This window comes from Maritimibacter sp. UBA3975 (genome assembly GCF_002384975.1).
Lineage (GTDB): Bacteria > Pseudomonadota > Alphaproteobacteria > Rhodobacterales > Rhodobacteraceae > Maritimibacter.
Window position 1 is genome coordinate 128,423 of record NZ_DGCP01000009.1, and the last position, 23,193, is coordinate 151,615.

General features: G+C 66.2%; 28 protein-coding genes. 14 read left to right on the forward strand and 14 right to left on the reverse strand.

Annotated elements, in window-relative coordinates; translation table 11 throughout:
- Positions 1 to 36: 36 nt before the first annotated feature.
- The 6 genes from rseP to pyrH all read right to left on the reverse strand — a co-directional run bounded on the left by rseP (position 37) and on the right by pyrH (position 5,669).
- Positions 37 to 1,374 carry an RIP metalloprotease RseP gene (gene rseP, locus B2585_RS05550; RefSeq protein WP_292020867.1) on the reverse strand — a complete coding sequence of 446 codons (1,338 nt, stop codon included), beginning with the start codon at positions 1,372 to 1,374 and terminating at the stop codon, positions 37 to 39.
- Positions 1,365 to 2,564, reverse strand: a complete 1,200-nt coding sequence (gene dxr, locus B2585_RS05555) for a 1-deoxy-D-xylulose-5-phosphate reductoisomerase (RefSeq protein WP_292020868.1) — start codon at positions 2,562 to 2,564, stop codon at positions 1,365 to 1,367. Before dxr ends, rseP begins: the two co-directional genes overlap by 10 nt.
- Complete coding sequence (locus B2585_RS05560) at positions 2,561 to 3,418, reverse strand: phosphatidate cytidylyltransferase (RefSeq protein ID WP_292020870.1); 858 nt, start codon at positions 3,416 to 3,418, stop codon at positions 2,561 to 2,563. Before B2585_RS05560 ends, dxr begins: the two co-directional genes overlap by 4 nt.
- Positions 3,411 to 4,148, reverse strand: a complete 738-nt coding sequence (gene uppS, locus B2585_RS05565; RefSeq protein ID WP_292020872.1) for a polyprenyl diphosphate synthase — start codon at positions 4,146 to 4,148, stop codon at positions 3,411 to 3,413. Before uppS ends, B2585_RS05560 begins: the two co-directional genes overlap by 8 nt.
- Before the next feature lie 48 nt (positions 4,149 to 4,196).
- Positions 4,197 to 4,763 (reverse strand): ribosome recycling factor, encoded by a 567-nt coding sequence (gene frr, locus B2585_RS05570; protein ID WP_292020875.1) that lies wholly within the window; start codon positions 4,761 to 4,763, stop codon positions 4,197 to 4,199.
- 141 nt (positions 4,764 to 4,904) lie between these two features.
- A complete protein-coding gene (gene pyrH / locus B2585_RS05575) occupies positions 4,905 to 5,669 on the reverse strand; it encodes a UMP kinase (protein WP_292020877.1) in 765 nt (254 codons plus the stop codon).
- 100 nt (positions 5,670 to 5,769) lie between these two features.
- Here pyrH and miaA point away from each other — a divergent pair, with 100 nt between their 5' ends.
- The 3 genes from miaA (at position 5,770) to B2585_RS05590 (ending at position 8,353) form a co-directional block, all read left to right on the forward strand.
- On the forward strand, positions 5,770 to 6,675 hold the full coding sequence (miaA, locus tag B2585_RS05580; protein ID WP_292020878.1) for a tRNA (adenosine(37)-N6)-dimethylallyltransferase MiaA: 906 nt from the start codon (positions 5,770 to 5,772) through the stop codon (positions 6,673 to 6,675).
- Between the two features lie 228 nt (positions 6,676 to 6,903).
- Complete coding sequence (locus tag B2585_RS05585) at positions 6,904 to 7,692, forward strand: helix-turn-helix domain-containing protein (protein WP_292020880.1); 789 nt, start codon at positions 6,904 to 6,906, stop codon at positions 7,690 to 7,692.
- A 169-nt stretch (positions 7,693 to 7,861) separates the two neighbouring features.
- Entirely contained in the window at positions 7,862 to 8,353 is a 492-nt protein-coding gene (locus B2585_RS05590; RefSeq protein ID WP_292020882.1) for a GFA family protein, read from the forward strand.
- Positions 8,354 to 8,356: 3 nt separating this feature from the next.
- Here the strand turns inward: B2585_RS05590 and B2585_RS05595 are convergent, their stop codons facing one another.
- Positions 8,357 to 8,887: a lytic transglycosylase domain-containing protein gene (locus B2585_RS05595; RefSeq protein WP_292022736.1), complete on the reverse strand. Its 531-nt coding sequence runs from the start codon at positions 8,885 to 8,887 to the stop codon at positions 8,357 to 8,359.
- Between the two features lie 220 nt (positions 8,888 to 9,107).
- On the opposite strand from B2585_RS05595, the gene ssb reads away from it, so the two are divergent.
- Entirely contained in the window at positions 9,108 to 9,596 is a 489-nt protein-coding gene (ssb, locus tag B2585_RS05600; RefSeq protein ID WP_292020884.1) for a single-stranded DNA-binding protein, read from the forward strand.
- Between the two features lie 77 nt (positions 9,597 to 9,673).
- Positions 9,674 to 10,735 carry a site-2 protease family protein gene (locus B2585_RS05605; protein WP_292020886.1) on the forward strand — a complete coding sequence of 354 codons (1,062 nt, stop codon included), beginning with the start codon at positions 9,674 to 9,676 and terminating at the stop codon, positions 10,733 to 10,735.
- Here the strand turns inward: B2585_RS05605 and aroB are convergent.
- The gene (gene aroB, locus B2585_RS05610; RefSeq protein ID WP_292022738.1) at positions 10,732 to 11,841 is read right to left on the reverse strand and encodes a 3-dehydroquinate synthase; all 1,110 of its coding nucleotides are present in this window, start codon (positions 11,839 to 11,841) and stop codon (positions 10,732 to 10,734) included. The genes B2585_RS05605 and aroB overlap by 4 nt on opposite strands.
- A gap of 2 nt (positions 11,842 to 11,843) precedes the next feature.
- Complete coding sequence (locus B2585_RS05615; protein WP_292020888.1) at positions 11,844 to 12,443, reverse strand: shikimate kinase; 600 nt, start codon at positions 12,441 to 12,443, stop codon at positions 11,844 to 11,846.
- A 98-nt stretch (positions 12,444 to 12,541) separates the two neighbouring features.
- Here B2585_RS05615 and B2585_RS05620 point away from each other — a divergent pair, with 98 nt between their 5' ends.
- Genes B2585_RS05620 through B2585_RS05630 form a run of 3 tightly spaced genes read left to right on the forward strand, consistent with a single transcriptional unit; the run spans position 12,542 to position 15,163 of the window.
- Positions 12,542 to 12,679: a hypothetical protein gene (locus B2585_RS05620; RefSeq protein ID WP_292020889.1), complete on the forward strand. Its 138-nt coding sequence runs from the start codon at positions 12,542 to 12,544 to the stop codon at positions 12,677 to 12,679.
- A complete protein-coding gene (locus B2585_RS05625) occupies positions 12,669 to 14,228 on the forward strand; it encodes a hypothetical protein (protein ID WP_292020891.1) in 1,560 nt (519 codons plus the stop codon). The genes B2585_RS05620 and B2585_RS05625 overlap by 11 nt, the downstream gene beginning before the upstream one ends.
- Positions 14,225 to 15,163, forward strand: coding sequence for a site-specific tyrosine recombinase XerD (locus tag B2585_RS05630; RefSeq protein ID WP_292020894.1), 939 nt, complete (start codon positions 14,225 to 14,227; stop codon positions 15,161 to 15,163). The genes B2585_RS05625 and B2585_RS05630 overlap by 4 nt, the downstream gene beginning before the upstream one ends.
- A gap of 10 nt (positions 15,164 to 15,173) precedes the next feature.
- On the opposite strand, the gene B2585_RS05635 is transcribed toward B2585_RS05630, so the two are convergent.
- Positions 15,174 to 15,620 (reverse strand): type II toxin-antitoxin system RatA family toxin, encoded by a 447-nt coding sequence (locus tag B2585_RS05635; protein WP_292020896.1) that lies wholly within the window; start codon positions 15,618 to 15,620, stop codon positions 15,174 to 15,176.
- Positions 15,621 to 15,690: 70 nt separating this feature from the next.
- On the opposite strand from B2585_RS05635, the gene hpt reads away from it, so the two are divergent.
- Both hpt and B2585_RS05645 read left to right on the forward strand, forming a co-directional pair.
- Positions 15,691 to 16,242 carry a hypoxanthine phosphoribosyltransferase gene (hpt, locus tag B2585_RS05640; RefSeq protein ID WP_292020898.1) on the forward strand — a complete coding sequence of 184 codons (552 nt, stop codon included), beginning with the start codon at positions 15,691 to 15,693 and terminating at the stop codon, positions 16,240 to 16,242.
- The gene (locus tag B2585_RS05645) at positions 16,239 to 16,427 is read left to right on the forward strand and encodes a hypothetical protein (protein WP_292020899.1); all 189 of its coding nucleotides are present in this window, start codon (positions 16,239 to 16,241) and stop codon (positions 16,425 to 16,427) included. Before hpt ends, B2585_RS05645 begins: the two co-directional genes overlap by 4 nt.
- On the opposite strand, the gene B2585_RS05650 is transcribed toward B2585_RS05645, so the two are convergent.
- Positions 16,417 to 17,280 (reverse strand): LysR family transcriptional regulator, encoded by an 864-nt coding sequence (locus B2585_RS05650; protein WP_292020901.1) that lies wholly within the window; start codon positions 17,278 to 17,280, stop codon positions 16,417 to 16,419. The two genes, B2585_RS05645 and B2585_RS05650, sit on opposite strands and share 11 nt — an antisense overlap.
- Positions 17,281 to 17,373: 93 nt before the next feature.
- On the opposite strand from B2585_RS05650, the gene B2585_RS05655 reads away from it, so the two are divergent.
- Both B2585_RS05655 and B2585_RS05660 read left to right on the forward strand, forming a co-directional pair.
- Complete coding sequence (locus B2585_RS05655; protein WP_292020902.1) at positions 17,374 to 17,847, forward strand: c-type cytochrome; 474 nt, start codon at positions 17,374 to 17,376, stop codon at positions 17,845 to 17,847.
- Between the two features lie 70 nt (positions 17,848 to 17,917).
- Positions 17,918 to 18,805 (forward strand): c-type cytochrome, encoded by an 888-nt coding sequence (locus B2585_RS05660; RefSeq protein ID WP_292020904.1) that lies wholly within the window; start codon positions 17,918 to 17,920, stop codon positions 18,803 to 18,805.
- 5 nt (positions 18,806 to 18,810) lie between these two features.
- On the opposite strand, the gene B2585_RS05665 is transcribed toward B2585_RS05660, so the two are convergent.
- Together B2585_RS05665 and lipA are read right to left on the reverse strand one after the other, a co-directional pair.
- Entirely contained in the window at positions 18,811 to 19,227 is a 417-nt protein-coding gene (locus tag B2585_RS05665) for a PaaI family thioesterase (RefSeq protein ID WP_292020906.1), read from the reverse strand.
- On the reverse strand, positions 19,224 to 20,174 hold the full coding sequence (lipA, locus tag B2585_RS05670; RefSeq protein ID WP_292020908.1) for a lipoyl synthase: 951 nt from the start codon (positions 20,172 to 20,174) through the stop codon (positions 19,224 to 19,226). Before lipA ends, B2585_RS05665 begins: the two co-directional genes overlap by 4 nt.
- 235 nt (positions 20,175 to 20,409) lie before the next feature.
- Between lipA and B2585_RS05675 the strand changes: the two genes are divergently transcribed.
- Positions 20,410 to 20,955, forward strand: coding sequence for a peroxiredoxin (locus B2585_RS05675; protein ID WP_292020910.1), 546 nt, complete (start codon positions 20,410 to 20,412; stop codon positions 20,953 to 20,955).
- Between the two features lie 145 nt (positions 20,956 to 21,100).
- A complete protein-coding gene (locus tag B2585_RS05680; protein WP_292020921.1) occupies positions 21,101 to 22,243 on the forward strand; it encodes a hypothetical protein in 1,143 nt (380 codons plus the stop codon).
- A gap of 88 nt (positions 22,244 to 22,331) precedes the next feature.
- Here the strand turns inward: B2585_RS05680 and B2585_RS05685 are convergent, their stop codons facing one another.
- Positions 22,332 to 23,027, reverse strand: coding sequence for a DUF4167 domain-containing protein (locus B2585_RS05685; protein WP_292020923.1), 696 nt, complete (start codon positions 23,025 to 23,027; stop codon positions 22,332 to 22,334).
- Between the last annotated feature and the right edge of the window lie 166 nt (positions 23,028 to 23,193).

The following is a 23,193-nucleotide window of genomic DNA, read 5'->3' on the forward strand; positions in this document are numbered from 1 at the left end:
TTTTCAGGGCATTCGCCCCGCGCCCGCCTTTCCCGGTCAGGGACAGAAAAGGTCGTTCGTCACGCCCAGCACCATGATCGACAGGATCAGGGCGAGGCCAACGGTCAGCAGAACGCGCATCGCCCGGTCGCTCGGCGGCTTGCCCGCCACGGCCTCATAGGCGTGAAAGACGAGGTGCCCGCCGTCCAGCACGGGAATCGGGAACAGGTTGAGCAGCCCCACGGCGGTCGACAGAACCGCGATGAACCAGATGAAGCTGTCCACACCCTGACTCGCCGCCGCGCCCGAGGTCTCGGCGATCCCGATCGGCCCGCGCAGGTTGCACGACGAAATCGCGCCGGTGATCATGTGCCACAGCCCCGACAACGACGAGGTGATGATGTAACCCACCTGCCCGACGCCCGTCGAAACCGCCTCGCCGAAGGTCGGCGCGCGCGTCTCGGGCTCGAACACCAGCCCGCCGGACACACCGATGAGCCAGCGGGTCTCGAATCCCCCTTCCGGCAGCGGCAGATCAACCCGGCGCGGGGTGAGCGTCACGTCGACGCCCTCGCCCTCGCGCAGGATGGTGAGGTCCAGCGTCTCGCCATCCCCCTCGCCCACGATCTGGCGCAGCGTCTCGAACGTGGCGACCGGCTCGCCGTTCACGGTCTGGATAAGATCACCTTCACGCAGCCCCGCGTCCGCCGCCGCCGACTGCGGCGTGACGGAACTGACATAGGGCGGATAGGGGTGCATCGCCTGAAAGCTCACCTCCTGCCCGTTGCGCAACACGGTGTAGTCCACCGGGCTTTCGTTCGGCAGGGTGGCGACGAAATCCGAGAAGTCGTCGAGCGGCGGAGTTTCCTCCCCGGCGATCGACAGGATCTGGTCCCCCGGTTCGAGCGATTCCAGACCCGAAACAGGCGCCAGCTTGTCGACCGTCAACGGGTCGGTCGCGACCCCGCTGTAAAAGGCCATCGAAAAGAAGATGAGTGCCGAGAGAACGAAGTTGAATACGGGACCAGCGGCCACGGTCAACGCCCGCGCCCAGAGCGGTGCGCCGTGCATCGTATGCCGTCGCTCCTCGTCGCTCAGGCCCTCCATCGCCCCCTCGTCCACACCGGCCGAGGCCGCATTGGCATCCCCCCGGAACTTGACGTAGCCGCCCACGGGAAAGGCCGCGATCTGCCATTGGGTGCCGTGCTTGTCGGTCCGCTTGGCCAGCACGGGCCCGATCCCGATCGAGAAGACGTCGGCCTTGATGCCGGTGACCCGGCCGATGATGTAATGCCCGTATTCATGGATCGCGACGATGATCGTCAGCGCGATGATGAAGGCGATGAGGGTGAAGGCGAGGTTGCCGAAGGACGGGATCAGCCCGGTCAGGTCCACGTGTCGCTCCTTTGCGGGGCGTTGTCCCCGGCCATGTTTTCTTCTGCTCGTACCCGCGCCATGTGGTCTGCGGCGCGCACGTTATCAAGGGAAAATGCGGCAGACATGAGGCCCGTGTCACCTGACAGTTGCGCGAGCACGTCCTGCACGACCCCCGCCATGTCCATGAAACCGATGCGCCCGGCGATGAACCCGTCGAGCGCGGACTCCTTTGCCGCGTTGAACACCGCGCCTGCCATGCCGCGCGCCTCCATCACCTCACGGGCGAGCCGGAGCGCCGGGTAGCGTGCATCTTCCGGCGCACGGAAATCGAGCTGGCCGATTCTGGCAAGGTCCAGCCGCTCCACCGGCAACTCCTTGCGTGCGGGCCAGTTCAGCGCATAGCCAATGGCATGACGCATATCCGCCGGCCCCACATGCGCCATGAGCCCGCCGTCGTTGAAACCGACCAGCGCATGGATCAGGCTTTGCGGATGGACGATCACTTCGATCTGCGAAGGCTCGACGCCGAAGAACTCCCGCGTTTCGATCAGCTCCAGCGCCTTGTTGAACATCGAGGCCGAGTCGATGGTGATACGCTGCCCCATGTCCCAGTTGGGATGGGACGACGCTTCCGACAGAGACGCCTCGCTCAGCTTCTCCAGCGGCCAGTCCCGGAACGCGCCGCCCGAGGCGGTGATGATCACCCGTTCGACGGCTGAAATCTCTTCGCCGACCAGCGCCTGGAAGACGGCGGAGTGCTCGCTGTCCACCGGCAGGATTCGCGCGCCATGCGACCGTGCGGTTTCAAGGATGAGCGGCCCCGCGGTGACGAGGCTTTCCTTGTTGGCAAGCGCCAGCGTCGCCCCTTCCTCCAGCGCGGCCAGACCCGGCGGCAGGCCCGCAGCCCCGACGATGGCGGACATCACCCAGTCGGCGGGGCGGCGCGCGGCCTCCACGATGGCCTCCGGCCCGGCGGCACAGGCAATCCCCGTGCCATCGAGCGCGGCTCGCAGGTCGGGCAATAGCGCCTCATCGCTGGTCACTGCGATCTCAGCCCCAAGCGCCCGCGCCTGCTCGGCCAGCCGCGCGATGTTGCGCCCGCCGGTGAGTGCGACGACATCATAGGCCGCGGGGTCGCGGGCGATCAGGTCGATGGTGGAACAGCCGATGGACCCGGTCGCGCCGAGAATCGAGACACGCCGTGTCATGGAAGCAGCCCGGACAGCACGGCCACCACCCCGGCCAGCGCAGCCACGGCGACCAGAGCGTCGAGCCGGTCCAGTACGCCGCCGTGTCCGGGGATGAGCGCGGAGCTGTCCTTCACGCCCGCCCGCCGTTTGAGCCAGCTTTCCGCGATATCGCCCATCTGTCCCGCGAACGACAGGACCACGGCGCCGAGCGCCCCCGCCCACCACGGGACCGCAAGCAGGCCGGGGGCCACAATCGCGCCGAAGATTCCCGCGCCGATCCAGCCCGCGACCGTTCCGGACCAGGTTTTCTTCGGGCTGACACGCGGCCAGAACTTCGGCCCGCCAAAGGCACGGCCCGCGAAATACCCCGCCACGTCCGAGATCACCACGATCCCCACCAGCGCGAGGATACCGCGCGGCCCGGCGACCAGTTGCCCGAAGACGAGCGACCCGGCCGCCGCCGCCAGCAACGCACCATAGGCGATCCAGGTCCGATGACCCGCGCGCAGAAGCAAAAGCCCGATGCCGAGCGGCACCAGCGCGATCAGCGCCACCCGCATCACGCCAAGCCGAAAGGCATCCCACACGGCGTCCGGCCCGACCTCTTCCGGTCCCGCCAACGGCAGCAACAGTGTGACCACCAGGACCGCGATCGGCATGAGGGCGATGATCCAGCGGCGCAGGGTCGGGATCTCGACCTCGCAAAGCTTGGCCAGCTCTCGCAGCATCAGGACATAGATCACGAGCACGAAGATCGACCAGACAAGCGGCCCGGCGAACAACGCACCAAGCGCCAGAAGCACGATCACGCCCGCCGACACGACCCGCGTGGACAGGTCGGACCATTTCGAACTGACGGCGGTTTCAGGCATTCTTCACCGCACCGAACCGGCGATCACGGGCCGCGAAGCGGTCCAGGACCTCGGCGAATTTCGCCCGATCGAAGTCGGGCCACAGCGTGTCGATGAACTCGTATTCCGCATAGGCCGACTGCCACAGCAGGAAATTGGACACCCGCGCCTCCCCCGACGTGCGGATCACGAGATCCGGGTCAGGCAGCATACAGGTGTCGAGGTACTTGGGCAGCGTTTCCTCGTCGATCTCCTCGGGGTCGAGCGAGCCGGCCTTCACGTCGCGGGCAAGCCGCTGGGTGGCGCGCGCCACCTCGTCACGCCCGCCGTAGTTCAGGGCGACCGTGACATGGACGCGCGAATTGTCCTTGGTCAGATCCTCGAGGTCGTCCATCAGCTTGCGCAGTTTCGGGTCGAGCTTGATGCGGTCCCCGATGAAGCGCACACAGGCCCCCTCGTCGTTCAGTTCCTGCGCGGTCTTGTTGATGTACCGGCGAAACAGGCTCATCAGCCCGGCCACCTCGGATTGGGTGCGCTTCCAGTTCTCGGTGGAAAAGGCGAACAGCGTGATGTGTGTGACGCCAAGGTCCGGGCAGCTCTCGACAATCTCGCGCGCCCGCTTGGCGCCGGCGTGATGGCCGAACAGCCGGGGCCGCCTGCGCTCTTTCGCCCAGCGTCCGTTGCCGTCCATGATGATGGCAACGTGCAGACCGTTTCCGGTCTCCGTGGCGATCTGGCTCTGTTTGTTCACGGCCTGCCCTTTCGCCCCGCTGTGCGCGACCGGTCCGATCCTTTCGGATCAGACCTGCATAATCTCTTCCTGCTTGGTCTCGAGCGCCTTGTCGACATTGGCGATGTACTTGTCGGTCAGCGCCTGCACCTCGTCATGCCAGATCTTGTTGTCGTCCTCGCTCATGCCGTCGTTCTTGGCCTTCTTGAGCTGCTCCATCCCGTCGCGGCGCACGTTGCGGATCGCGACGCGGGCGGTCTCGGCATATTGCGCGGCGACGCGGGCCAGTTCCCGGCGCCGTTCCTCGTTGAGTTCGGGGATCGGCAGCATGATGATCGTGCCGTTGGTCTGCGGGTTGATGCCCAGGCCCGACTCCATGATCGCCTTCTCGACGGCATTCACGAGCGATTTGTCCCACACGTTGATCGTCACCATGCGCGGCTCCGGCACGTTCACCGTGCCCACCTGGTTGATCGGCGTGCGCTGCCCGTAGGCCTCGACCGAAATCGGCTCCAGCATGGACGAGGACGCGCGCCCGGTGCGCAGCGATGCGAATTCCGTGCGCAGCGACGCCATCGCGCCTTCCATCCGACGCTCAAGGTCGTCCGTGTCGATGTCGAAATCCTGGTCAGCCATGCCTCAAACCTCCTGCAGGTGGACCCCGGGTCCGTTGATTGGCGTCATATACTCTCATTTACGCCGGATTGTATAGAGACGCGCGCCACGCGGGCGGCCCGGATCGGCCCTGCCCGCACGGCACTTGTCACCGGCGCGCGATCAGCTGACGGACTTGCCGCCGTGGACCTTGGTATAGGTCCCCTGCCCGCCAAGGATGCCCTTGAACCCTCCCGGCTCGTCCAGCGAAAAGACGATGATCGGCATCGAGTTGTCGCGGGCCAGCGCGATGGCCGAGGCGTCCATGACGCCCAGCCGCTTGGCCAGCGCCTCGTCGTAGCTCACCTCGTCATACCGCACCGCATCATCGAACTTCTTGGGGTCCTTGTCATAGACCCCATCCACCTTGGTCCCCTTGAAGATTGCCTCGCAGGCCATTTCGTTGGCCCGCAGCGTCGCCGCCGTATCGGTGGTGAAATAGGGGTTCCCGGTGCCGGCCGCGAAGATCACGACACGCTTTTTCTCAAGGTGGCGCACGGCGCGGCGGCGGATGTAGGGCTCGCAGACCTGATCCATCGGGATCGCGCTGATGACACGGGTATAGACGCCGAGCGTCTCAAGCGCCGACTGCATGGCCAGCGCGTTCATGACCGTGGCGAGCATCCCCATGTAGTCCGCCGTGGTGCGCTCCATCCCCTGTGCAGAGCCCGCAAGCCCGCGAAAGATGTTGCCGCCCCCGATCACCATGCAGATCTCGACACCCATGTCGTGAACCGACTTCACTTCCTGCGCGATGCGGGCGACAGTCGGCGGGTTGAGGCCGTAGGACCCGTCGCCCATCAGCGCCTCGCCCGAGATTTTCAACATCACCCGCGTGTATTTCGGCTTCGGGATCTCGGCGTCGGCTGCGGTTGCGGGCTCGGTCATGGCTTTGCGTCGTCCTCGCGGGTCATGTATGGATCGCGCGCAAAATGTCGGAAATCGGGACCGGGCGCAATGTGCGAAACGGCCCGGCACATGCGAGCGGATGATGGCGGACGAACGCGTTGCTCCCTACCTGGACGGGCTCGCCCCGGACCGCCCTGTCCTGATCGCCGGGCCAACGGCGAGCGGAAAGTCGGCATTGGCCCTCGCCATCGCACGGGCGGCGGGCGGCGTGATCGTGAATGCCGACGCGCTTCAGGTGTTTGAAAACTGGCGTATCCTGACCGCGCGCCCGAGCGTCTCGGAAGAAGAGGTCGCGCCCCACAGGCTCTATGGCCACATTCCAGGCGACCGCGAGTATTCCGTCGGCCACTGGCTGCGCGACCTGACCCCGATCCTCAAAGGTGAGGCGCGGCCGATCATCGTCGGCGGCACGGGGCTCTATTTCTCGGCCCTGACCGAGGGGCTCGCCGACATCCCGCTCACCCCGCCCGCGATCCGGGCCGAGGGCGAGGCGTTATTGGCGAACGAAGGTCCCGACGCGCTCATCGCGGACCTCGACAGTGCCACGCGGGCGCGCATCGACCTCCTGAACCCGGCCCGTGTCGCGCGGGCGTGGGAAGTGCAGCGCACCACCGGACGCGGCCTCGCGGCGTGGCAGGACGATACGCCCCCGCCGCTCCTGCCGCTCGCAGACGCGCTCCCCCTCGTCATCGACCCGCCGCGCGACTGGCTGCGCGACCGGATCGCGCGCCGGTTCGACGCGATGCTCTCGCAGGGTGTTCTCGAGGAGGCGCGCGCCAACCTTCCGGGCTGGTCGCCCACGCTGCCCTCGGCCAAGGCCATCGGCGCACGAGAACTTATCGCACATCTGAAGGGCGACATGACGCTGGACGCCGCCCGCGATGCGGCCATCGTGGCCAGCCAGCAATACGCCAAACGCCAACGCACATGGTTCCGCTCGCGCATGTCCGGCTGGAAAACCGTGGCGATACCGCAAGTCCCGTAACCCTTTTTCTGTGTGGCCCAACGGAAACATCGCCAAAAGACCTTCGACTTATCCACAGGAAAACCGGCCCCCTGTGGATAGCCCGCAAGACAGATCGCGGGGAATCGTCTACCGGTGGGAGGTCGCCGGTTGAGGGGTTCCGTGCGATAGGACGAATCGAACAAAGTTCGGATCGGCCGCCTTGGGACTGACAGGGAGAATCAGCACAATATGGACCAGACCAACAGCTTGAGCTCGCCTTTCCGTGTCATCCCACTCGCGCGCCTCGCCAGCGGCGGTCGATGGCGCACCGAGGCGATGCGCAGCTACGGTGCCCCGGTCCTTCTCTGGTTCACCCGCGGTCAGGGCCGCATCACGGTCAACGGCAAGACCTCCGGCTACACGACCCACAACGCGATCTACGTTCCCGCCGGCACGATGCACGGGTTCGAGATGAACTCGACCGTGCATGGCATGATCGTCGTGTTCCCCGTGGGCGTCGAAGACGAGTTGTCGCTGCCCGAAGACCCGGTTCACCTGCGCCTACAGGACGCCGACCAGCACATCGAACTGAACCGGTTGATCGAGAACCTTCAGACCGAGCTGGAGAGCGGCAACCTCGCCTCCGACCGCGCGATGCTCTGCCACGCGGGCCTTCTGTCGGTCTGGATCGAGCGCCAGATGCGTGCGCTCGACATCGAAGAGCCCGAAGAAGATGCGGCCTCGCGCCTCGCGGCCGCCTATACCGCGCTGGTGGAACAGGATTTCCACTCGGCCAAGACGGTGCGCGACTATGCCCAGGACCTCGGCGTCACGCCCACCCACCTCAGCCGCGTCTGCAACAAGGCCTGCGGGCGTCCGGCCTCGTCGATCCTCGCGGACCGGGTTCATTACGAGGCGCGGCGGCTCCTGACCGAAACGCATATGCCGATCAAGGACATCGCCTCCTCGCTTGGATTCGCTTCTGCCGCCTATTTCACGCGGGCCTTTCAGAATCATACCGGCCGCACGCCGTCGCAGTTCCGCCGCGGGGCGTGATTCTGCGCGCGGACAGGCTGCAAGTTATCACCTAGTTACAACGCGTTACGCACACTAAGTGAGACTCCGACCTCGGCTTTGTTGACATCCGCGTGAAACACCACTCTCCTGACGTCGTTAGGAGTGCCTTCTGTTGCTTACCCAAGACGTCACCTGTGATTGCCGGAAAGTGCGGCTGCGCCTCCATGGCGACTGTGAGGCCGCGACGATCTGCCATTGCGCAGAGTGTCAGACCGCCGCTGTCGTCCTGGAAAACCGCTTCGAACATGAGGTCGCAGGTCCGGGTGGCGGCACGTCGTTCGCGATCTGGCGCAAGGACCGGGTGACATGCGTCTTGGGGGCCGACAACCTCGCAGGCCACAGGCTCTTCGACGGAACCCCCGCGCAGCGCGTGATCGCCACCTGCTGCGGCACCCCGATGTTCATCGACCGCAAGGGGCGGCCCTGGGTCGGCATGTTCGCGGACCGACTCCCACCCGAAACCCGGCCGGCCCCGCGATGGCGCACGTTTTGCAAGGATCTGGCCGAAGGATCGGGGGCGGACGAAAAACTGCCCCGCTATCCGGGATATTCGCCGCCGCTCATGTTCCGGCTGTGGCGCGCGCGCATGGCGACCGGCTTCCGCGCGTCCCATGTGGATTTCGTGTCGCGCAGCCTGTGACGGTCAGCCGCCGAGGATCGCCTTCACATAACCCTCGGTTTCCTTGTAAGGCGGCACGCCGTTGTACTTGTTCACGGCCTCGGGCCCGGCATTGTAGGCCGCAAGCGCCAGTTTCCACGACTTGAACGTCTTGTATTGCTGGGCCAGATAGCGCGCCCCGCCTTCGAGGTTCTGGCGCGGGTCGTCGGGATCGACACCCAGCAGAGCAGCCGTCTCGGGCATGAGCTGGGCAAGCCCGATCGCGCCTGCATGTGATTTCGCCGTCGGGTTCCAGCCCGATTCCTGCTGCACGAGGCGCAGGAAAAGGTCCTCGGGAATCCCGTGCTTCACCGCCAGCGATTTCGCCAGCGCAAGGTATTCGCCACGGTAGTTGCCGCGGTACGAGGGCACATGCTCCTTGGGTCGCGGCTGGTATCGCACCGACCCGGAGTATTGCTCCGACGCACGCCCGTCGAGCACCTTCAGCGCGTTGTCGAAACTGCGCCGACCGTTAGAAGAAGAAAACAGCGTGTCCGCACTCACCGGCACGGCCATCGCGAAAGTCAGGATCAATGTCCCGGCAATACGTCCCTTGTTCACCGCCCACACTCCGTTTTGCCCGGAACGATAGCCTAAATCAGACCGACTCGCCACCCTCGCGCGATGACCGGGCGGCAAGGCTCCGCCGGGCGCGATCCGGGGATTTTAACCTTTCCTTCATCGGGCACGGGTGATGTAACGTTTGAAGCTAATTTTAAAGATTCGGGAGGTCCTCATGGCTGGGTCCGTCAACAAGGTCATCATCGTCGGCAACCTCGGACGCGATCCGGAGGTGCGGACCTTTCAGAACGGCGGCAAGGTGGTGAACCTGCGCATCGCGACCTCTGAGAACTGGAAAGACCGCAACACCGGGGAACGGCGCGAGCGCACCGAATGGCACTCGGTCGCGATCTTCTCGGAACCACTCGGCCGGATCGCGGAGCAGTATCTCAAGAAGGGCTCCAAGGTCTATATCGAGGGCCAGCTGGAGACCCGCAAATGGCAGGACCAGTCCGGCCAGGACCGCTACTCGACCGAAGTCGTGCTGCGCCCCTATCGTGGCGAGCTGACCCTGCTCGATTCGCGCGGCGGCGGCAGCGGCGGCGGCGGTGACTACGGCGGCGGCTCCTCCTCGGGCGGCTACGAAGACCGCGGCGGCTATGACAGCGGCCCGGCGTCCCCGGCGACCGGCGGCGGCAACTTCGACGACGAGATCCCGTTCTGATCGACGTCTGCCGGGGTGACGCGGCGACGCGCCGCGCGCCCCTTATCACGCCCGCGCCCCGCGCCTATGTCTGACTGATGCGCTGGTCTTTTCCCATCGGCCGCTTGCTCGGCTCCGAACTGCGCGTGCATGGCACGTTCCTGATTCTGCTCGCCTATGTCGCGGGCAGCGCCTGGATGGCGGCCGGCCCGCAGGCGGCACTGGTCAACACCGTCTATGTGCTTGCCCTCTTCGCCTGCGTCATCGCGCATGAATACGGCCACGCCCTGACCGCGCGCCTGTTCGGCATCCCGACCCCCGACATCACGCTCCTGCCCATCGGTGGCGTCGCGCGTCTTCTGCGCATCCCGGAGAAACCGGGGCAGGAAGTGCTTGTCGCCCTTGCCGGTCCCGCCGTGAACGTGGTGATCTTCGTCATCCTCTGGTTCGGCGCCGGTCTGAGTTTCGAGGCCGCGCCGCTGACCGGCGGCATGACCTTCGCCGACCTGCCGCGCGAACTGGCGACGCTGAACCTCATCCTCGCGGCCTTCAACATGGTCCCCGCCTTCCCGATGGACGGGGGCCGCGTCCTGCGCGCCCTGCTCGCGATGGTCACGACGCGCCTCACGGCCACCCGCATCGCCTCGCTCATCGGTCAGACCCTCGCCGTCGCTTTCGGCCTCTATGGCCTATACATCGGCAGCCTGTTCTATCCGCTCATCGCCGTGTTCATCTTCATGGCCGCGCGGGCCGAGATGCAGCAGGTCCGCCTCACCAGCCTTGCCCGCACCTCTACGGCGGGCGAGGTGATGACGACGGGCTTCAAGGCCCTTGGCAGCACCGTCACCCTTGACGCCGCGCGCGACGCCTTCTCGCGTGAAGGCGTGCCGGAATTTCCCGTGGTCGACAGTGCGAGCCGCCGGATCACCGGGTTCCTGTCCAGCGAAGACCTGGAAGCGCGCTTCGACGAACTCGGGGGACATGCCCCGATCACCCGCGCGATGGTGTCAAACGTGCCGGTCGTGCAGACGGAAACGCCGCTCTCGCAAGTGCTGAGGCTCCTCAACTCCGCTTACGGCGTCGCCGTCGTGGACTCGGCCGGAGAGACGACGGGCTTCATCAGCCGCCGCACCGTGATGGGCCGCCTCAACCGCCGTTAACGGCCCGCGAGCTCCTCTTCGAGGATGTCGTGCACGAGCGCGAGGTCGACCGCGTCGGTCACGAACGCCTCACCGATCGCGCGCGCCATGATGAACTTGATCCGCCCCGCATCGACCTTCTTGTCCTGTCCCATAAGGTCGATCAGGCCGTTGGCCCCGGGCAAGTCGCCCGGAATATCGGCAAGGTCGCGCTTCATCCCCATTGCCGAAAGGTGCTCGCGGAACCGCGACGGTGCCTCCTGGCTCATCAGCCCCATCCGTGCGGACGTCTCGAAGGCCAGCGCGCAACCGATAGCCACGCCCTCGCCGTGCAGCAGCCGGTCGGAATAGCCGGTCGCCGCCTCCAGCGCGTGGCCGAAAGTATGGCCAAGGTTCAGAAGCGCCCGGTCCCCCTGCTCGGTCTCGTCGCGCGCCACGATGTCGGCCTTCATCTGCACTGACCGGCGCACCGCCTCGGTCCGCAAAGCGACGTCGCCTGCGGCCAGCGCAGGCCCGTTGACCTCCAGCCACTCGAAGAAGTCCAGCGATCCGAGCCCGCCGTATTTCACCACCTCGCCATAGCCCGCCAGAAAATCGCGCGGGGTCAGCGTGCCCAGCACGTCGATATCCGCCAGCACCAGCGCGGGCTGGTGGAACGCCCCGACAAGGTTCTTGCCATGCGGCGAGTTGATTCCGGTCTTGCCGCCCACCGAACTGTCGACCTGCGCGAGGAGCGACGTGGGCATCTGCACGAACCGCACGCCCCGGCGCAGGATCGCGGCCGCGAACCCCGCGAGGTCCCCGATCACGCCGCCGCCGAAGGCCACGACCACGTCCTTGCGCTCGACCTTCTGGTCCAAGAGCCACTCCACCGTCTGGTTCAGATGCGCCCAGTCCTTCGTCGCCTCCCCGGGCGGCAGGATCAGCGCCTCGCTCTCGATCCCCTCGGCCTTCAGCGCCCCCTGCAACGCGTCCAGATGCAGACCCGCCACCCGCGCTTCGGTCACGATGGACACGCGCGGACGATTGAGCAGCGGCGCGACATGGGCCCCGGCCTGAGACAGCAGACCCGGCCCGATCCGCACGTCATATGATCGTGCGCCCAACTCGACGTGAACGGTTTCCATGCTCATCGCGCCTCCAGAACGTCGGGCCGGGTCTTCAGAACCCTCACGACGTGATCGGTCATGTCGGAAATGGAATACCGCGCGTCCGCATCCACCGCGAGATCCGAAAGCGCATAGATATGCTCACGCGCCGCATAGATCTCGCCCAGCGTCTTGCGCGGATCGGGCGTGCGCAGGAGCGGCCGGGTCGCCTTGTGCCGGACCCGCTGCCACAACAGGTCCAGATCGGCACGCAGCCAGATCGACACCCCCGCCTCGGAAATGGCGGCCCGGTTGCGCTCGGCCAGAAAGGCCCCGCCGCCCGTCGACAGCACCATCGGCCCGGTGGCGAGCAGCCGGGCGATCACCTCGGCCTCCCGGTCACGGAAAAACGCCTCTCCATCGCGTTCGAACACCTCGGCGATGGACATGTTGGCCGCCGCTTCGATCTCGGCATCCGAGTCGAGAAACGGGACACCCAACCGCGTGGCAAGCGACTTGCCCACGGCGGTTTTGCCGGCCCCCATCATGCCGACAACCGTGACCGGCTTTCTCAACCTGTAACTCACCGAGTCGCGTCCATTGGCAGCGCCTTGCCGAAGGGTTTGTGATCGCGGGCACATGGCGTGACCGCGCCGAACATGCCATATATGACTTGCAGGCGGGGCAAAACCCGTGATCGGGCGAGAACCGATAGAACACGAGGCACAAAGGGGACGGCATGCTGTGGCGGCTCATCAAATTCGTGGCGACCATCGCCGTGCTGGGCGCGATCGGAATCGCGGGCTACGCGTATGTGGGCGACCTCACGCCCCCGGCGTCCGAGCAGTCCATGACGGTGACGCTGGATGAAAGCTAGGTTCGCCTTCGCGACCTTTCTGACGCTCGCGCCCGGCCTCGTTCTGGCGCAGCAGGACCCCGGCACGCCGATGTCGGCGATCAACTGGCTGTCCGACAGCCTCGCCACACCGGCGGACGAACCTCTGGGCCCTGCGCCGGTCGGGGAACCGGCCCAGAGCGGGGCCGAGGTTGCCGCCGTCACCGTGACCCCGCTCGGCGCGGATCAGGGCACGCGCCCGGACGCCATCGGCTTGCTCGCGCCGCATGTCACCGGCCTGCCCGCCGACCTCTGGGGGGCGTCGGACCCCGCGACCATCGCGCGCCGGATCGCCGAGGAACGGGCCGACATGCTGCCTGCACTTCAGGCCCTCCTGATGAAAGTGCTTCTGGCCGAACTCGATCCGCCCCAGACCGGCGGTGGCTCCGGACAAGACGTGTTCCTCGCCCGCATCGACAAGCTTCTCGACATGGGCGCGGTCGAACAGGCCCATGCGATGCTGGAAAACGCCGGCCCGAGCTCGCCCGAAGTCGTGCGCCGCTGGTTCGACGCCGCGCTCCTGATCGGTCAGGAAGACGCCGTGTGCAAGGCGATGGAAACGGCTCCCGACCTCTCGCCGACCTACCCCGCCCGCGTGTTCTGCCTCGCCCGCGAAGGCGACTGGGACGGCGCTGTGCTCGTCATGGCCAATGCCCGTGCGCTGAGGGAGATCTCGGAATTCGAGGACCGCCTCCTGTCGCGCTTCCTCGACCCCGACCTGTTCGAGGGCGAAGCCCCGCTGACGCCACCACGCCGGATGACGCCGCTGACCTTCCGGCTGTTCGAAGCGATCGGCGAGCCGGTGCCTACCGCCAACCTGCCGCGCGCCTTCGCGCAGGCCGACCTTCGGTCCAACATCGGCTGGAAGGCACAGGTGGAAGCCGGTGAACGCCTCGCCCGGACCGGCGCCGTCTCCGACAACCAACTCGTCGGGCTCTACATGCGCCGCGAGCCGGCGGCCTCCGGCGGGGTGTGGGAGCGTGTGCGGCTGGTCCAGTCCCTGGACGAAGCGGTCGAAGCCGAGGAACGTGACGCACTCGCGCGCCTTCTGCCCGACCTCTGGACCGGGCTGACCGCGGCCGAGACCGAAGTGCCCATCTCGCGCATTTACGGGCAGACGCTCGCGGGTCTCGACCTGCCCGGAGTAGCGGGCCGCATCGCCTTCCGCATGGGGCTTTTGACCGACCGCTATGAGGTCGTGGCGCTGGGCGGCGTTCCGCCCGACCCCGAGGATCGCTTCCTCGCCGGTGTCGCGCGTGGCGATGTGGCCTCCCTCGAAACCCCAAACGATCAGGCGCAGGCCGTGAAAGACGGCTTCACGGCCACCGCGATCCCCGCCCGCTTCTCCGACCTCGTGGACAACGACCGTCTGGGCGAAGCGATCCTGCGCGCGCTCACGCTGTTCACCTCGGGTACACGCGGCGACTACGACGAACTCGCCGACGCCATCGCACTCCTGCGCATGGTCGGGCTCGAGGACACGGCGCGCCGCGCTGCCCTCGATTTCCTGATCCTGGAGCGCCGGGGATGAGCCCGCGCGACGCGGACACCTGGATTTCCACCTTCCTCGAGGCGCAGGCCGCCGAACTCGACGCATCGCGCAACACGCTCCTCGCGTATGGCCGTGATCTCAAGGACTTCGCAGGTTTTCTTGACAGAACGGGTGAAGATATGAGCCGCGCCGACCGCGCCGTGATCGAGGCCTACCTCGTCGATTGCGAGGCACAGGGGCTGGCCGTCTCCACCCGTGCCCGCCGCCTCTCGGCCATCAAACAGCTCTACCGCTTCGCCTTCGAGGAAGGCTGGCGCACCGAGAACCCGTCCCTGCGCATCACCGGCCCCGGAAAAGCCCGCCGACTTCCCAAGACCCTCTCGGAAAAGGAAGTCGAGCGTCTGATCACCGCAGCCCGCGCGCACGGGCGCAGCGAGGCCGATCGGCTGCGCAATGCCTGCCTGATGGAGGTGCTTTACGCCACCGGCATGCGGGTCAGCGAACTCGTCACCCTGCCCGTCGCCGCCGCCCGCGGCGACCCGCGTATGCTGCTCGTCATGGGCAAGGGCGGCAAGGAACGCATGGTGCCACTGTCGGCCCCGGCCCGCAGGGCCCTGACCGACTGGCTTGCCGCGCGTGATGCGGCCGAAGACGACGCCCGAACCAAGGGGATCAAGCCGTCACGCTTCCTGTTCCCGTCCTCGGGCAAGGACGGGCACCTGACTCGGCACCGGTTCCACGGGCTCATCAAGGAAATCGCGGTGGCCGCCGGCGTCTCGCCCGATGCGGTCACGCCCCACAGGCTGCGCCACGCTTTCGCGACCCACTTGCTCGCCCACGGCGCCGACCTGCGCGCGATTCAGACGCTTCTGGGCCATGCAGACGTATCGACGACCGAGATCTATACACATGTGCTGGATGAACGGCTGAAAGAGCTGGTCCTGTCGCACCATCCGCTCGCCAAACGGCCCTGAGAGGCCCGCCTCAGCCGTAAAGCTCGCGCGCCCGATCCTCGAATGCCTTCACGATCCGCTGCATCGCCTGATTGAACACGACCCCGATCAGGTTGCGCAGCATCGCGTTGCGGAACTCGAAATCCACGAAGAACTCCACCTCGCACCCCGCGTCGAGATCACGAAATTGCCAATAGCTTTTCATGTATTTGAACGGGCCGTCCAGATACTCGGTGTCGATCCGCATGTTGTCGTGGTCGAGCACCACATGGCTCCCGAACCGCTCGCGAAACACCCGGAACGAAATGACCAGATCGGCCTTCATCACCTTGGTCCCGTCGGGCTGTTCGTCCACGCTGCGCACACGGGCCGCCGAGTTCCACGGGAGGAACTCCGGATACCGTCCGACATCGGCCACGAGGTCATACATCTGCTCGGCCGTGTAGGGCATGACGCGCTTGTCGCTATGTGTCGGCATGTCGCCCTTTCGCTGCGTGACTCGGGGCGCTAATTCCATAGGATGCGCACAAGATGCAAGGGGGCGAGCCATGTCGCGGCCATATGTCATAGACGAGTTGATCTCGGCCAAGTCGATCGCAGCGCGGATCGAAGCGCTCGCGCGTGAGATCAAGACCAAGTTCCGGGGCACCGACAAACTGGTGGTCGTGGGCCTCCTGCGCGGCTCCTTCGTGTTCATCGCGGACCTTGTGCGCGAGCTCGACCTGCCGGTGGAGGTCGATTTCCTCGAAGCCTCCTCCTATGGCAATTCGACCGAATCGAGCCGCGAGGTGCGCATCCTCAAGGATCTGCGTGGCGAGATCGGGGGGCGCGACGTTCTGGTGGTCGAGGATATCGTGGACACCGGCCACACGCTCAAACACGTCATCTCGCTCCTGAATTCGCGAGAACCCGCGCGGCTGGCCTGCTGCGCCCTGCTGGACAAGCCGTCCCGGCGCGAGGTGGACGTGAAAGCCGACTGGATCGGGTTCGAAATTCCCGACGAATTCGTCGTGGGCTACGGCATCGACTTCGCGCAGCGCAATCGCAACCTGCCCTTCATCGGCACCGTACGCTTCACCGATACGCAGGACGAAACATGAACTGGAACATGCGCCATTTCTTCCGGATGGCGAAATGGGCGCGCAAGCCGCCGGGCGAGAAGCAGGTGAAGATGCTCTTCGCCGTGATCGCCGTCTGCCTTGCGCTTTTTGCCATCGAACGGCTGTTCGGCTGGCCCGACTGGCTCACGGTCGACGGGGCGCCGCGCACCACTCTCACGCGTTAGAGCCCAGAAGCCGGGGGCCTGCGCGCTCCAGCCCCGTGATGATGAGGTCACGCACGGCGCGGATGCGCGGCACTTCGGCCAGATCGACGTGGGACGCGACCCAGATCGGCACCGATGTCGGCGGAATGAGCCCATCCAAACGAACAAGCCGCGCATCGGCGTCACCAAGAATACACGGCAGGATCGCGCGCCCCTGCCCGGCCGCCGCCATTTCGCGCAGCACCGGAAAGCTGTCGCTGCGTGCGCCGACCCGCGCCTCGCCCGTCAGTTCCCCGATCTTCGCGCCCAGCGTTACCCGCGCGATACTGCCCGACAGGCCCAGCCAGGCGTCCGCGCCACCCGGTGCGGCATAGACCGACACGCCCAGATGCCCGGCAATCACCCCGGTCAGCTCCGGCGGCAGCTTGTCGGCCGGGCGCACCGCGATATCCGCATCCAGCCGCGCGAGGTCCGCGTGCTGGTTCTGCGAACTCAGCTCGATCTCCAGCCCCTCGGCCTGAAGCTGAAGCCCTGCAATGATCTCGGGCAGGATGCCGAGGCAGAAGGTATCGGTGGAGGTCACGCGCACCACACCCGCAAGCGGTGATCGCGCCGCCGTGATCGCGCGCTCGACCTTCAGCGCGGCCTCCTCGACCCCCCGCATCGCCTCGATCACCCGCCGCCTGCGCGGCGCGATCCGGTAGCCCCGTGCGGTCCTGTCGAAGATGGCCAGCGCCATGTTTTGCTCGAATCCGTTGACCCTGCGTAACACCGTCGCGTGGTTGACCCCCAGCTTGCGCGCGGCCCCGGACAGTGATCCCTCGTCCGCCACGGCAAGGACATAGCGCAGGTCCTCCCAATCCATCTGTTTCATTTTGCACAGAGCCTTTGCGATTTTCCTGACTTCCTCCAAGATACCTAACAGGTAGCGTGGCAAGCAGCCAACAACCCAACGGGAGAGACAGCCATGAAATCCGTCCGCACGATACTCCTCGGCCTTGCCGCCGCCGGCACGATCGCCGGGGGCGTGACTGCCGCCAGCCACGAGGCCGGCGTGCCCGCCTCGGTCAAGGCACGACAGGCCACGATGCAGCTTTACGCCTTCAACCTCGGCACCATCGGCGCGATGGCGCAGGGGAACATGGACTACGACGCCGAGGCCGCGACCGCCGCCGCGCAGAACCTCGTCAAGCTGTCCAGCATGAACCAGGGGCCGATGTGGGCGCCGGGCACCTCCACCGACGACATCGAAGGCACCCGCGCCCTGCCCGCCATCTGGACCGATATGGACGGCGTCATCGAGAAGGCCGTCGCGCTGAACGAGGCCGCCGCCGCAATGGAGACCGCCGCGGGCGAAAGCCTCGAATCCCTGCAAGGCGCGATGGGCGCTCTTGGCGGCGCCTGCGGAGACTGTCACAAAGCATACAGGCAGCCCGAGTAAGCTGCGCCAGTTTCGTTAACGCGGGCCGGGGTGGCGACGCCCCGGCCCTGCCCCTGTCCGGGAGTCCCCGATGCGCCTCGTCCTTCGCCTGATCGTCCTCGTCGTGATCGTCGCAGCCATCGGCCTGTGGTTCACCCGACCCAAGACCGACGGGCCAGAGGTGCTCGCGGGCCTGACCGCGGACCCCGCCCATGGCGAAACCGTGTTCACTGCTTCCGGCTGCGCCTCATGCCATATGGCCAAGGGGTTCGAGGGTGAGGCTAAGCTGGTGCTTTCAGGCGGTCAGGAATTCCCCTCGCCCTTCGGCACCTTCCATGCCCCCAACATCTCGATGGACCCGGACGCCGGGATCGGCGACTGGACGGCCATCGACCTCTGGAATGCGCTCCACCACGGCACCTCGCCTGATAACCAGCATTACTACCCGGTCCTGCCCTATGGCGCCTATATCCACCTCGACCCGCAGGACGTGGTGGACCTGCACGCCTACATGCAGGATCTGCCCGCCGATGCCACGCCATCGCAGCCCCATGACATAAGCTTTCCCTTCAACATCCGCCTCGCTCTGGGCGGATGGAAGCTCCTGTTCCTGAACGAGGGCTGGGCGATGGAGGGCGACCTGTCCCCCGAACTGACCCGCGGGCGCGAACTGGTCGAAGCGATGGGCCACTGCGCCGAATGTCACACGCCGCGCAACGCGCTGGGCGGGCTCAAGGAGGGTGCGAACTGGCTCACCGGGGCGCCGAACCCCGCCGGGCGCGGCACTTTCCCCGACCTCACGCCACCGGAAATGTCGTGGTCCGAGGCCGAACTGGTGGAATATTTCACCTCCGGCTTCACCCCGGAATTCGACACGGCGGGCGGGCATATGGCTTTGGTGGTGGAAAACCTCGCGGCGCTCCCGGAGGAGGATCGCGCGGCCATCGCGGCCTATATCAAGGCGTTGCCGATCCGGTAAGCGCGTCAGCGCGCGGCGCGCATGATGGTCCCCTGCGCGGTGGCGCAAAGCTTCTCCGCGCCACCCTCGACCGACAGCACATCAGCGCGCACGACGGCTTGGTTGCGCCCCGAGCCGACCACTTCGGACCGCGCAACCAGCGCCTCGCCCTTGCCGGGGCGCAGGAAGTTGATCTTGAACTCCTGCGTCACGCTCCCCTCACCCATGAGCAGCCCGCCCGCGAAGGCGAGCGCCATATCGGCGAGCGACGCCACGACCCCGCCATGCGCCATGCCCAGATGCTGGGTGTGCCGCTCCTCGAGCGGGAGCCGCAATGCGCAGGTGCCAACGGTGAGCGAAACGATCTCGACCCCGAGTGCGTTCGAGAACGGCTGCCGGGCGAGGATATCCTGCCCGATCGCCTCCGCCTCTTCAGGGGTCATGCGCGGCCGAGCTTGGCGTTGCGGGCATCACGCAGCCGCGCGAAGTCGTCGCCGGCGTGATAGGACGACCGGGTAAGCGGCGTGGCCGACACCATCAGGAAGCCCTTGCCATAGGCCGCGTTCTCATAGGCCTTGAACTCGTCCGGCGTCACGAAGCGGTCCACGCGGTGATGCTTGGGCGTCGGTTGCAGGTATTGCCCGATGGTGAGGAAATCGATGTCGGCGGCCCGCATGTCGTCCATGACCTGCGACACCTGCGCGTGATCCTCGCCCAGACCCACCATGATCCCCGACTTGGTGAACATGCCGGGGTCCAGCTCCTTCACCCGCTGCAAGAGCCGCAGGGAATGGAAATAGCGCGCACCCGGGCGCACCTCGGGGTAAAGACCGGGGACGGTTTCAAGGTTGTGGTTGAACACGTCCGGCTTGGCCGCGACGACCACTTCCAGCGCCTCGGGGGCGCATTTGAGGAAATCGGGCGTCAGGATCTCGATCGTCGTGTCCGGCGCATGACGGCGCACGGCCCGGATGGTCATGGCGAAATGCTCCGCCCCGCCATCTTCCACATCGTCACGGTCCACGCTGGTGATGACCACATGGTTCAGACCCAGCTTCTTCACCGCATCGGCGACCCGCCCCGGCTCGAACGCGTCGAGCGCATCGGGCCGCCCCGTGGCCACGTTGCAGAAGGTGCAGCCCCGCGTGCAGATCTCGCCCATGATCATCATGGTCGCGTGACCCTGGCTCCAGCATTCGCCGACGTTCGGACAGCCAGCCTCTTCGCAGACTGTCGAGAGCTTGTGCTCGCGCATGATCTTGTGCGTCTCGGCATAGCCCTTGCCACCCGGCGCGCGCACGCGAATCCAGTCGGGCTTCTTCGGCTGGGCGTTGTCGGGGCGATGGGCCTTTTCGGGGTGCCGGCCCTGCGGCGTCGTCAAGTCACGCATGTCATCCTCCGTCTCGGCCCACATATAACTTTTCCGCCACGATTGTCACCGCGAAATCCCGTTATCCGACATGACCGCGACACATGGCTCACGCCACGCAAGGCAGGTTTGCACTCGCTGCATACGAGCCATGACGCGCTGCGGCATTGTTTCTGCGGTTGCAGTATGTATCTACGGTCCATACCCCGGCGGGCCCGCCCGACCGGGCCGAATTTTGTCCAGACTGGAGAGACTCATGAACATCGGTGACCGCGTTCCCGCCTGCACCTTCCAGACCCGCGTCCGCGACGAAAGCGTCGGCGGACCCAACCCCTTCCGCTGGCAGGAAATGACCTCGGACGACTACTTCGCCGGCAAGCGCGTCGTGCTCTTCTCGCTCCCCGGCGCCTTCACGCCGACCTGCTCGACCTACCAGCTTCCGGGTTTTGAAAAGGGTTTTGGCGACTTTCAGGCCGAAGGGATCGACGACATCTACTGCATGTCGGTGAACGACAGCTTCGTGATGAACAAGTGGGCCATCGACCAGAAGCTCGAGAACGTGAAGGTCATTCCGGACGGCTCCGGCGCCTTCACCAAGGCGATGGGCATGCTCGTGGCCAAGGACAACTTGGGCTTCGGCGCGCGTTCGTGGCGCTACGCCGCCGTCGTGAACGACGGTGTGATCGAGGCGCTCTTCGTCGAGCCGGGCATGTCCGACAACCACGCCGACGACCCCTATGGCGAAAGCTCGCCCGAGAACGTGCTGAAATGGCTCAAGGAAAACGCGACGGCCAACGCCTGATCGCCCTGCCATCCCAGACGAAAGGCCGCCTGCGAGGGCGGCCTTTTTCGTTGGGGCCACCGCCTGCCTCGACCGGCCAGCGCCATCACGCTACGCTCGTGACAGCGAAGCGCGGATTTGCGGGCGGGGGGGCGAAACGGGCGACATGGACGCTGCCAGACATCGACTGATCGCCGCGCTGGCCTGCCTGATCCTCGTGATCTGCACGCCGGTCCGCGCAGAAGTCGAGGTTCACGTCATCGCCATCGGCAAGGGGCGCCAGACTGACGATTTCTACGCCCTGCCCGAATCCCGCGTTCTCGTCGATCGCCCGGATGCCGATGTCGCGCTCGTTCTGCTCGACGGGGGTGAGACGCACTGGCGGATCGAGACCACGCCGGAGACGCGGCTGGTCGAGGTTATCCGGGGCGGGCGCGAAACCGGGAACAGCCGTGTCACCCTGTCGGGCATCCCGATGGTCGGGGTCGCCACGCCGGACCTCCCCCTCGTCTACAAACCGGTGGGCGTCCATTTCCGCGCCCTGCTCACCTCCCTTACCCGGCGTTTCGGCACCGACCGGATCGCCAGCTTCCACGGGATGCACCGGGCCGGGTCCGCGCCGCTCCGGGTGGACCGGCTCGACACTGGGGCCGCTGCCCTGTCGCACGACTACCTCGCCACGCAAATCGGACGCACCGACGACCTGCCCGCCGCGCTGCGCGACAGGCCGGGTGCCACCGACACGGTCGGACACACCCTGACCTTCGACCAAAGCGGCATCACACTCACCGACCCCACGGGGGTCCGACACTTTCCCGTGCCCGACACGGTGCCGCCCGTTCTGCTGCCAGCCGCCAGCGTCCACGACCCCGCATCCGGCATGATCTACGCCCTGACCTACGGCGGCGTCGGGTATATCTACGGGGTGGACGGCCGAACCGGCGCGTGGCGCGTCGTGGCCGCGCTCGACGACTACGATGCTTCCGGCCTGATCTTCGATCCCGCGACGCAAACGCTCATCACCACCGGCGCCTTCTCCCGCCCCGGCGACATCCGAACCTTCTCGCTCGACGGCGCGCGGACCCAGGTGTTCGTCCCGACCACCCGGTTGCCCGGTCTCACGGACCTTTTCGACTACGGCAATGAGCACAGCCCGCCCCTGCGACCGCATCTCTATCGCGACGGCTGGCTCCTCGCCTCCGCCACCGCCGATCCCGCGCAGGCATATCCAGACGCGACCAGGTTCCGGCTCTACGCGTTCCACACGACGACCGGCGAGGTGCGTTTGCTGGCCTACGGGGACGATTGATCGCCGTTACGTCCGGCGACACACAAGCCCGGACCCCAAACGAAAAAGGCCGCCAGAAAGGCGGCCTTTTCTCGAACTGTCGGAGAGGTCACTCCGCCGCTTCGGTCGCGCCACCGTCGGGCGAGTCCTGCTGCGGCTGGGCCTCATCGCCGGCCTCTGCCTTTTTCGCGCGGGGTTTGCGCGGGGCGCGGGGCTTTTTCGGTTTCTCTTCCGAGCTCTCGCGCTTGCGCGCCTCTTCCGGCGTCTCGACCAGACCGCTGTCGGCCTCGGCCTCGATCACGTCGGGCTGGGGCGTCGCACCGGGATCGTCGTAATCCCTCTGGCGCTTCTGCTTTTCGTTGCGGCGCTGGGCGTCACGGTCCTTGCGCTCATTGCCACCGGACTGGCCGTTGTTGCCCTGCCCGTTGTTGCCCTGACCGTTCTGGCCACCGGTGTTCTGGCCGCCATTGTTCTGGCCGTCACCATTCTGACCGGCATTGTTGTTGCCGCCCTGGTTCTGAGGCTGGCCCTGCCCCTGCTGCTGACGCTTGCTTTCCGCGTCACGCTGGGCTTCGGACAGCAGGCGCGCATAATGCTCGGCGTGCTGTTGAAAGTTCTCGCCGGCCACGCGGTCGTTGCCCAGAAAGGCATCGCGCGAAAGCTGCGTGTACTTGTCGATGATCTGCTGCGGGGTCCCGCGCACTTTTCCCTCCGGACCGGACGAGTCGAACACCCGGTTGATGTTGTTGGAGGGGGAGCGGTTACGGTTGTTCTTCCCGCGCGAACGTGATTTCGAAGATCTCATAAGGTCCTGTATCCAGCCTGTTTTCTGGCTCTCGGTCCGCGCAGCTACTCCGCTGCGTCTCTGCGGTCCGGCTTGTCGGCTTGTCGCACCGAGAGGACGGGTCCTCGTCAGGTGCTGTCCTTGAGTAAACACGCAGATGCCTGCATGACAAGGGCATTTTCGGCGT

Excerpts from the sequence above, each read along its gene's own strand:
- dxr (WP_292020868.1), bottom strand. The coding sequence starts at position 2,564 with ATGACACGGCGTGTCTCGATTCTCGGCGCGACCGGGTCCATCGGCTGT.
- B2585_RS05560 (WP_292020870.1), bottom strand. The coding sequence starts at position 3,418 with ATGCCTGAAACCGCCGTCAGTTCGAAATGGTCCGACCTGTCCACGCGG.
- frr (WP_292020875.1), bottom strand. The coding sequence starts at position 4,763 with ATGGCTGACCAGGATTTCGACATCGACACGGACGACCTTGAGCGTCGG.
- pyrH (WP_292020877.1), bottom strand. The coding sequence starts at position 5,669 with ATGACCGAGCCCGCAACCGCAGCCGACGCCGAGATCCCGAAGCCGAAA.
- miaA (WP_292020878.1), top strand. The coding sequence starts at position 5,770 with ATGATGGCGGACGAACGCGTTGCTCCCTACCTGGACGGGCTCGCCCCG.
- B2585_RS05595 (WP_292022736.1), bottom strand. The coding sequence starts at position 8,887 with ATGGCCGTGCCGGTGAGTGCGGACACGCTGTTTTCTTCTTCTAACGGT.
- ssb (WP_292020884.1), top strand. The coding sequence starts at position 9,108 with ATGGCTGGGTCCGTCAACAAGGTCATCATCGTCGGCAACCTCGGACGC.
- B2585_RS05605 (WP_292020886.1), top strand. The coding sequence starts at position 9,674 with ATGCGCTGGTCTTTTCCCATCGGCCGCTTGCTCGGCTCCGAACTGCGC.
- aroB (WP_292022738.1), bottom strand. The coding sequence starts at position 11,841 with ATGGAAACCGTTCACGTCGAGTTGGGCGCACGATCATATGACGTGCGG.
- B2585_RS05615 (WP_292020888.1), bottom strand. The coding sequence starts at position 12,443 with ATGTGCCCGCGATCACAAACCCTTCGGCAAGGCGCTGCCAATGGACGC.
- B2585_RS05620 (WP_292020889.1), top strand. The coding sequence starts at position 12,542 with ATGCTGTGGCGGCTCATCAAATTCGTGGCGACCATCGCCGTGCTGGGC.
- B2585_RS05625 (WP_292020891.1), top strand. The coding sequence starts at position 12,669 with ATGAAAGCTAGGTTCGCCTTCGCGACCTTTCTGACGCTCGCGCCCGGC.
- B2585_RS05630 (WP_292020894.1), top strand. The coding sequence starts at position 14,225 with ATGAGCCCGCGCGACGCGGACACCTGGATTTCCACCTTCCTCGAGGCG.
- B2585_RS05635 (WP_292020896.1), bottom strand. The coding sequence starts at position 15,620 with ATGCCGACACATAGCGACAAGCGCGTCATGCCCTACACGGCCGAGCAG.
- hpt (WP_292020898.1), top strand. The coding sequence starts at position 15,691 with ATGTCGCGGCCATATGTCATAGACGAGTTGATCTCGGCCAAGTCGATC.
- B2585_RS05645 (WP_292020899.1), top strand. The coding sequence starts at position 16,239 with ATGAACTGGAACATGCGCCATTTCTTCCGGATGGCGAAATGGGCGCGC.
- B2585_RS05650 (WP_292020901.1), bottom strand. The coding sequence starts at position 17,280 with ATGAAACAGATGGATTGGGAGGACCTGCGCTATGTCCTTGCCGTGGCG.
- B2585_RS05655 (WP_292020902.1), top strand. The coding sequence starts at position 17,374 with ATGAAATCCGTCCGCACGATACTCCTCGGCCTTGCCGCCGCCGGCACG.
- B2585_RS05660 (WP_292020904.1), top strand. The coding sequence starts at position 17,918 with ATGCGCCTCGTCCTTCGCCTGATCGTCCTCGTCGTGATCGTCGCAGCC.
- B2585_RS05665 (WP_292020906.1), bottom strand. The coding sequence starts at position 19,227 with ATGACCCCTGAAGAGGCGGAGGCGATCGGGCAGGATATCCTCGCCCGG.
- lipA (WP_292020908.1), bottom strand. The coding sequence starts at position 20,174 with ATGCGTGACTTGACGACGCCGCAGGGCCGGCACCCCGAAAAGGCCCAT.
- B2585_RS05675 (WP_292020910.1), top strand. The coding sequence starts at position 20,410 with ATGAACATCGGTGACCGCGTTCCCGCCTGCACCTTCCAGACCCGCGTC.
- B2585_RS05680 (WP_292020921.1), top strand. The coding sequence starts at position 21,101 with ATGGACGCTGCCAGACATCGACTGATCGCCGCGCTGGCCTGCCTGATC.
- B2585_RS05685 (WP_292020923.1), bottom strand. The coding sequence starts at position 23,027 with ATGAGATCTTCGAAATCACGTTCGCGCGGGAAGAACAACCGTAACCGC.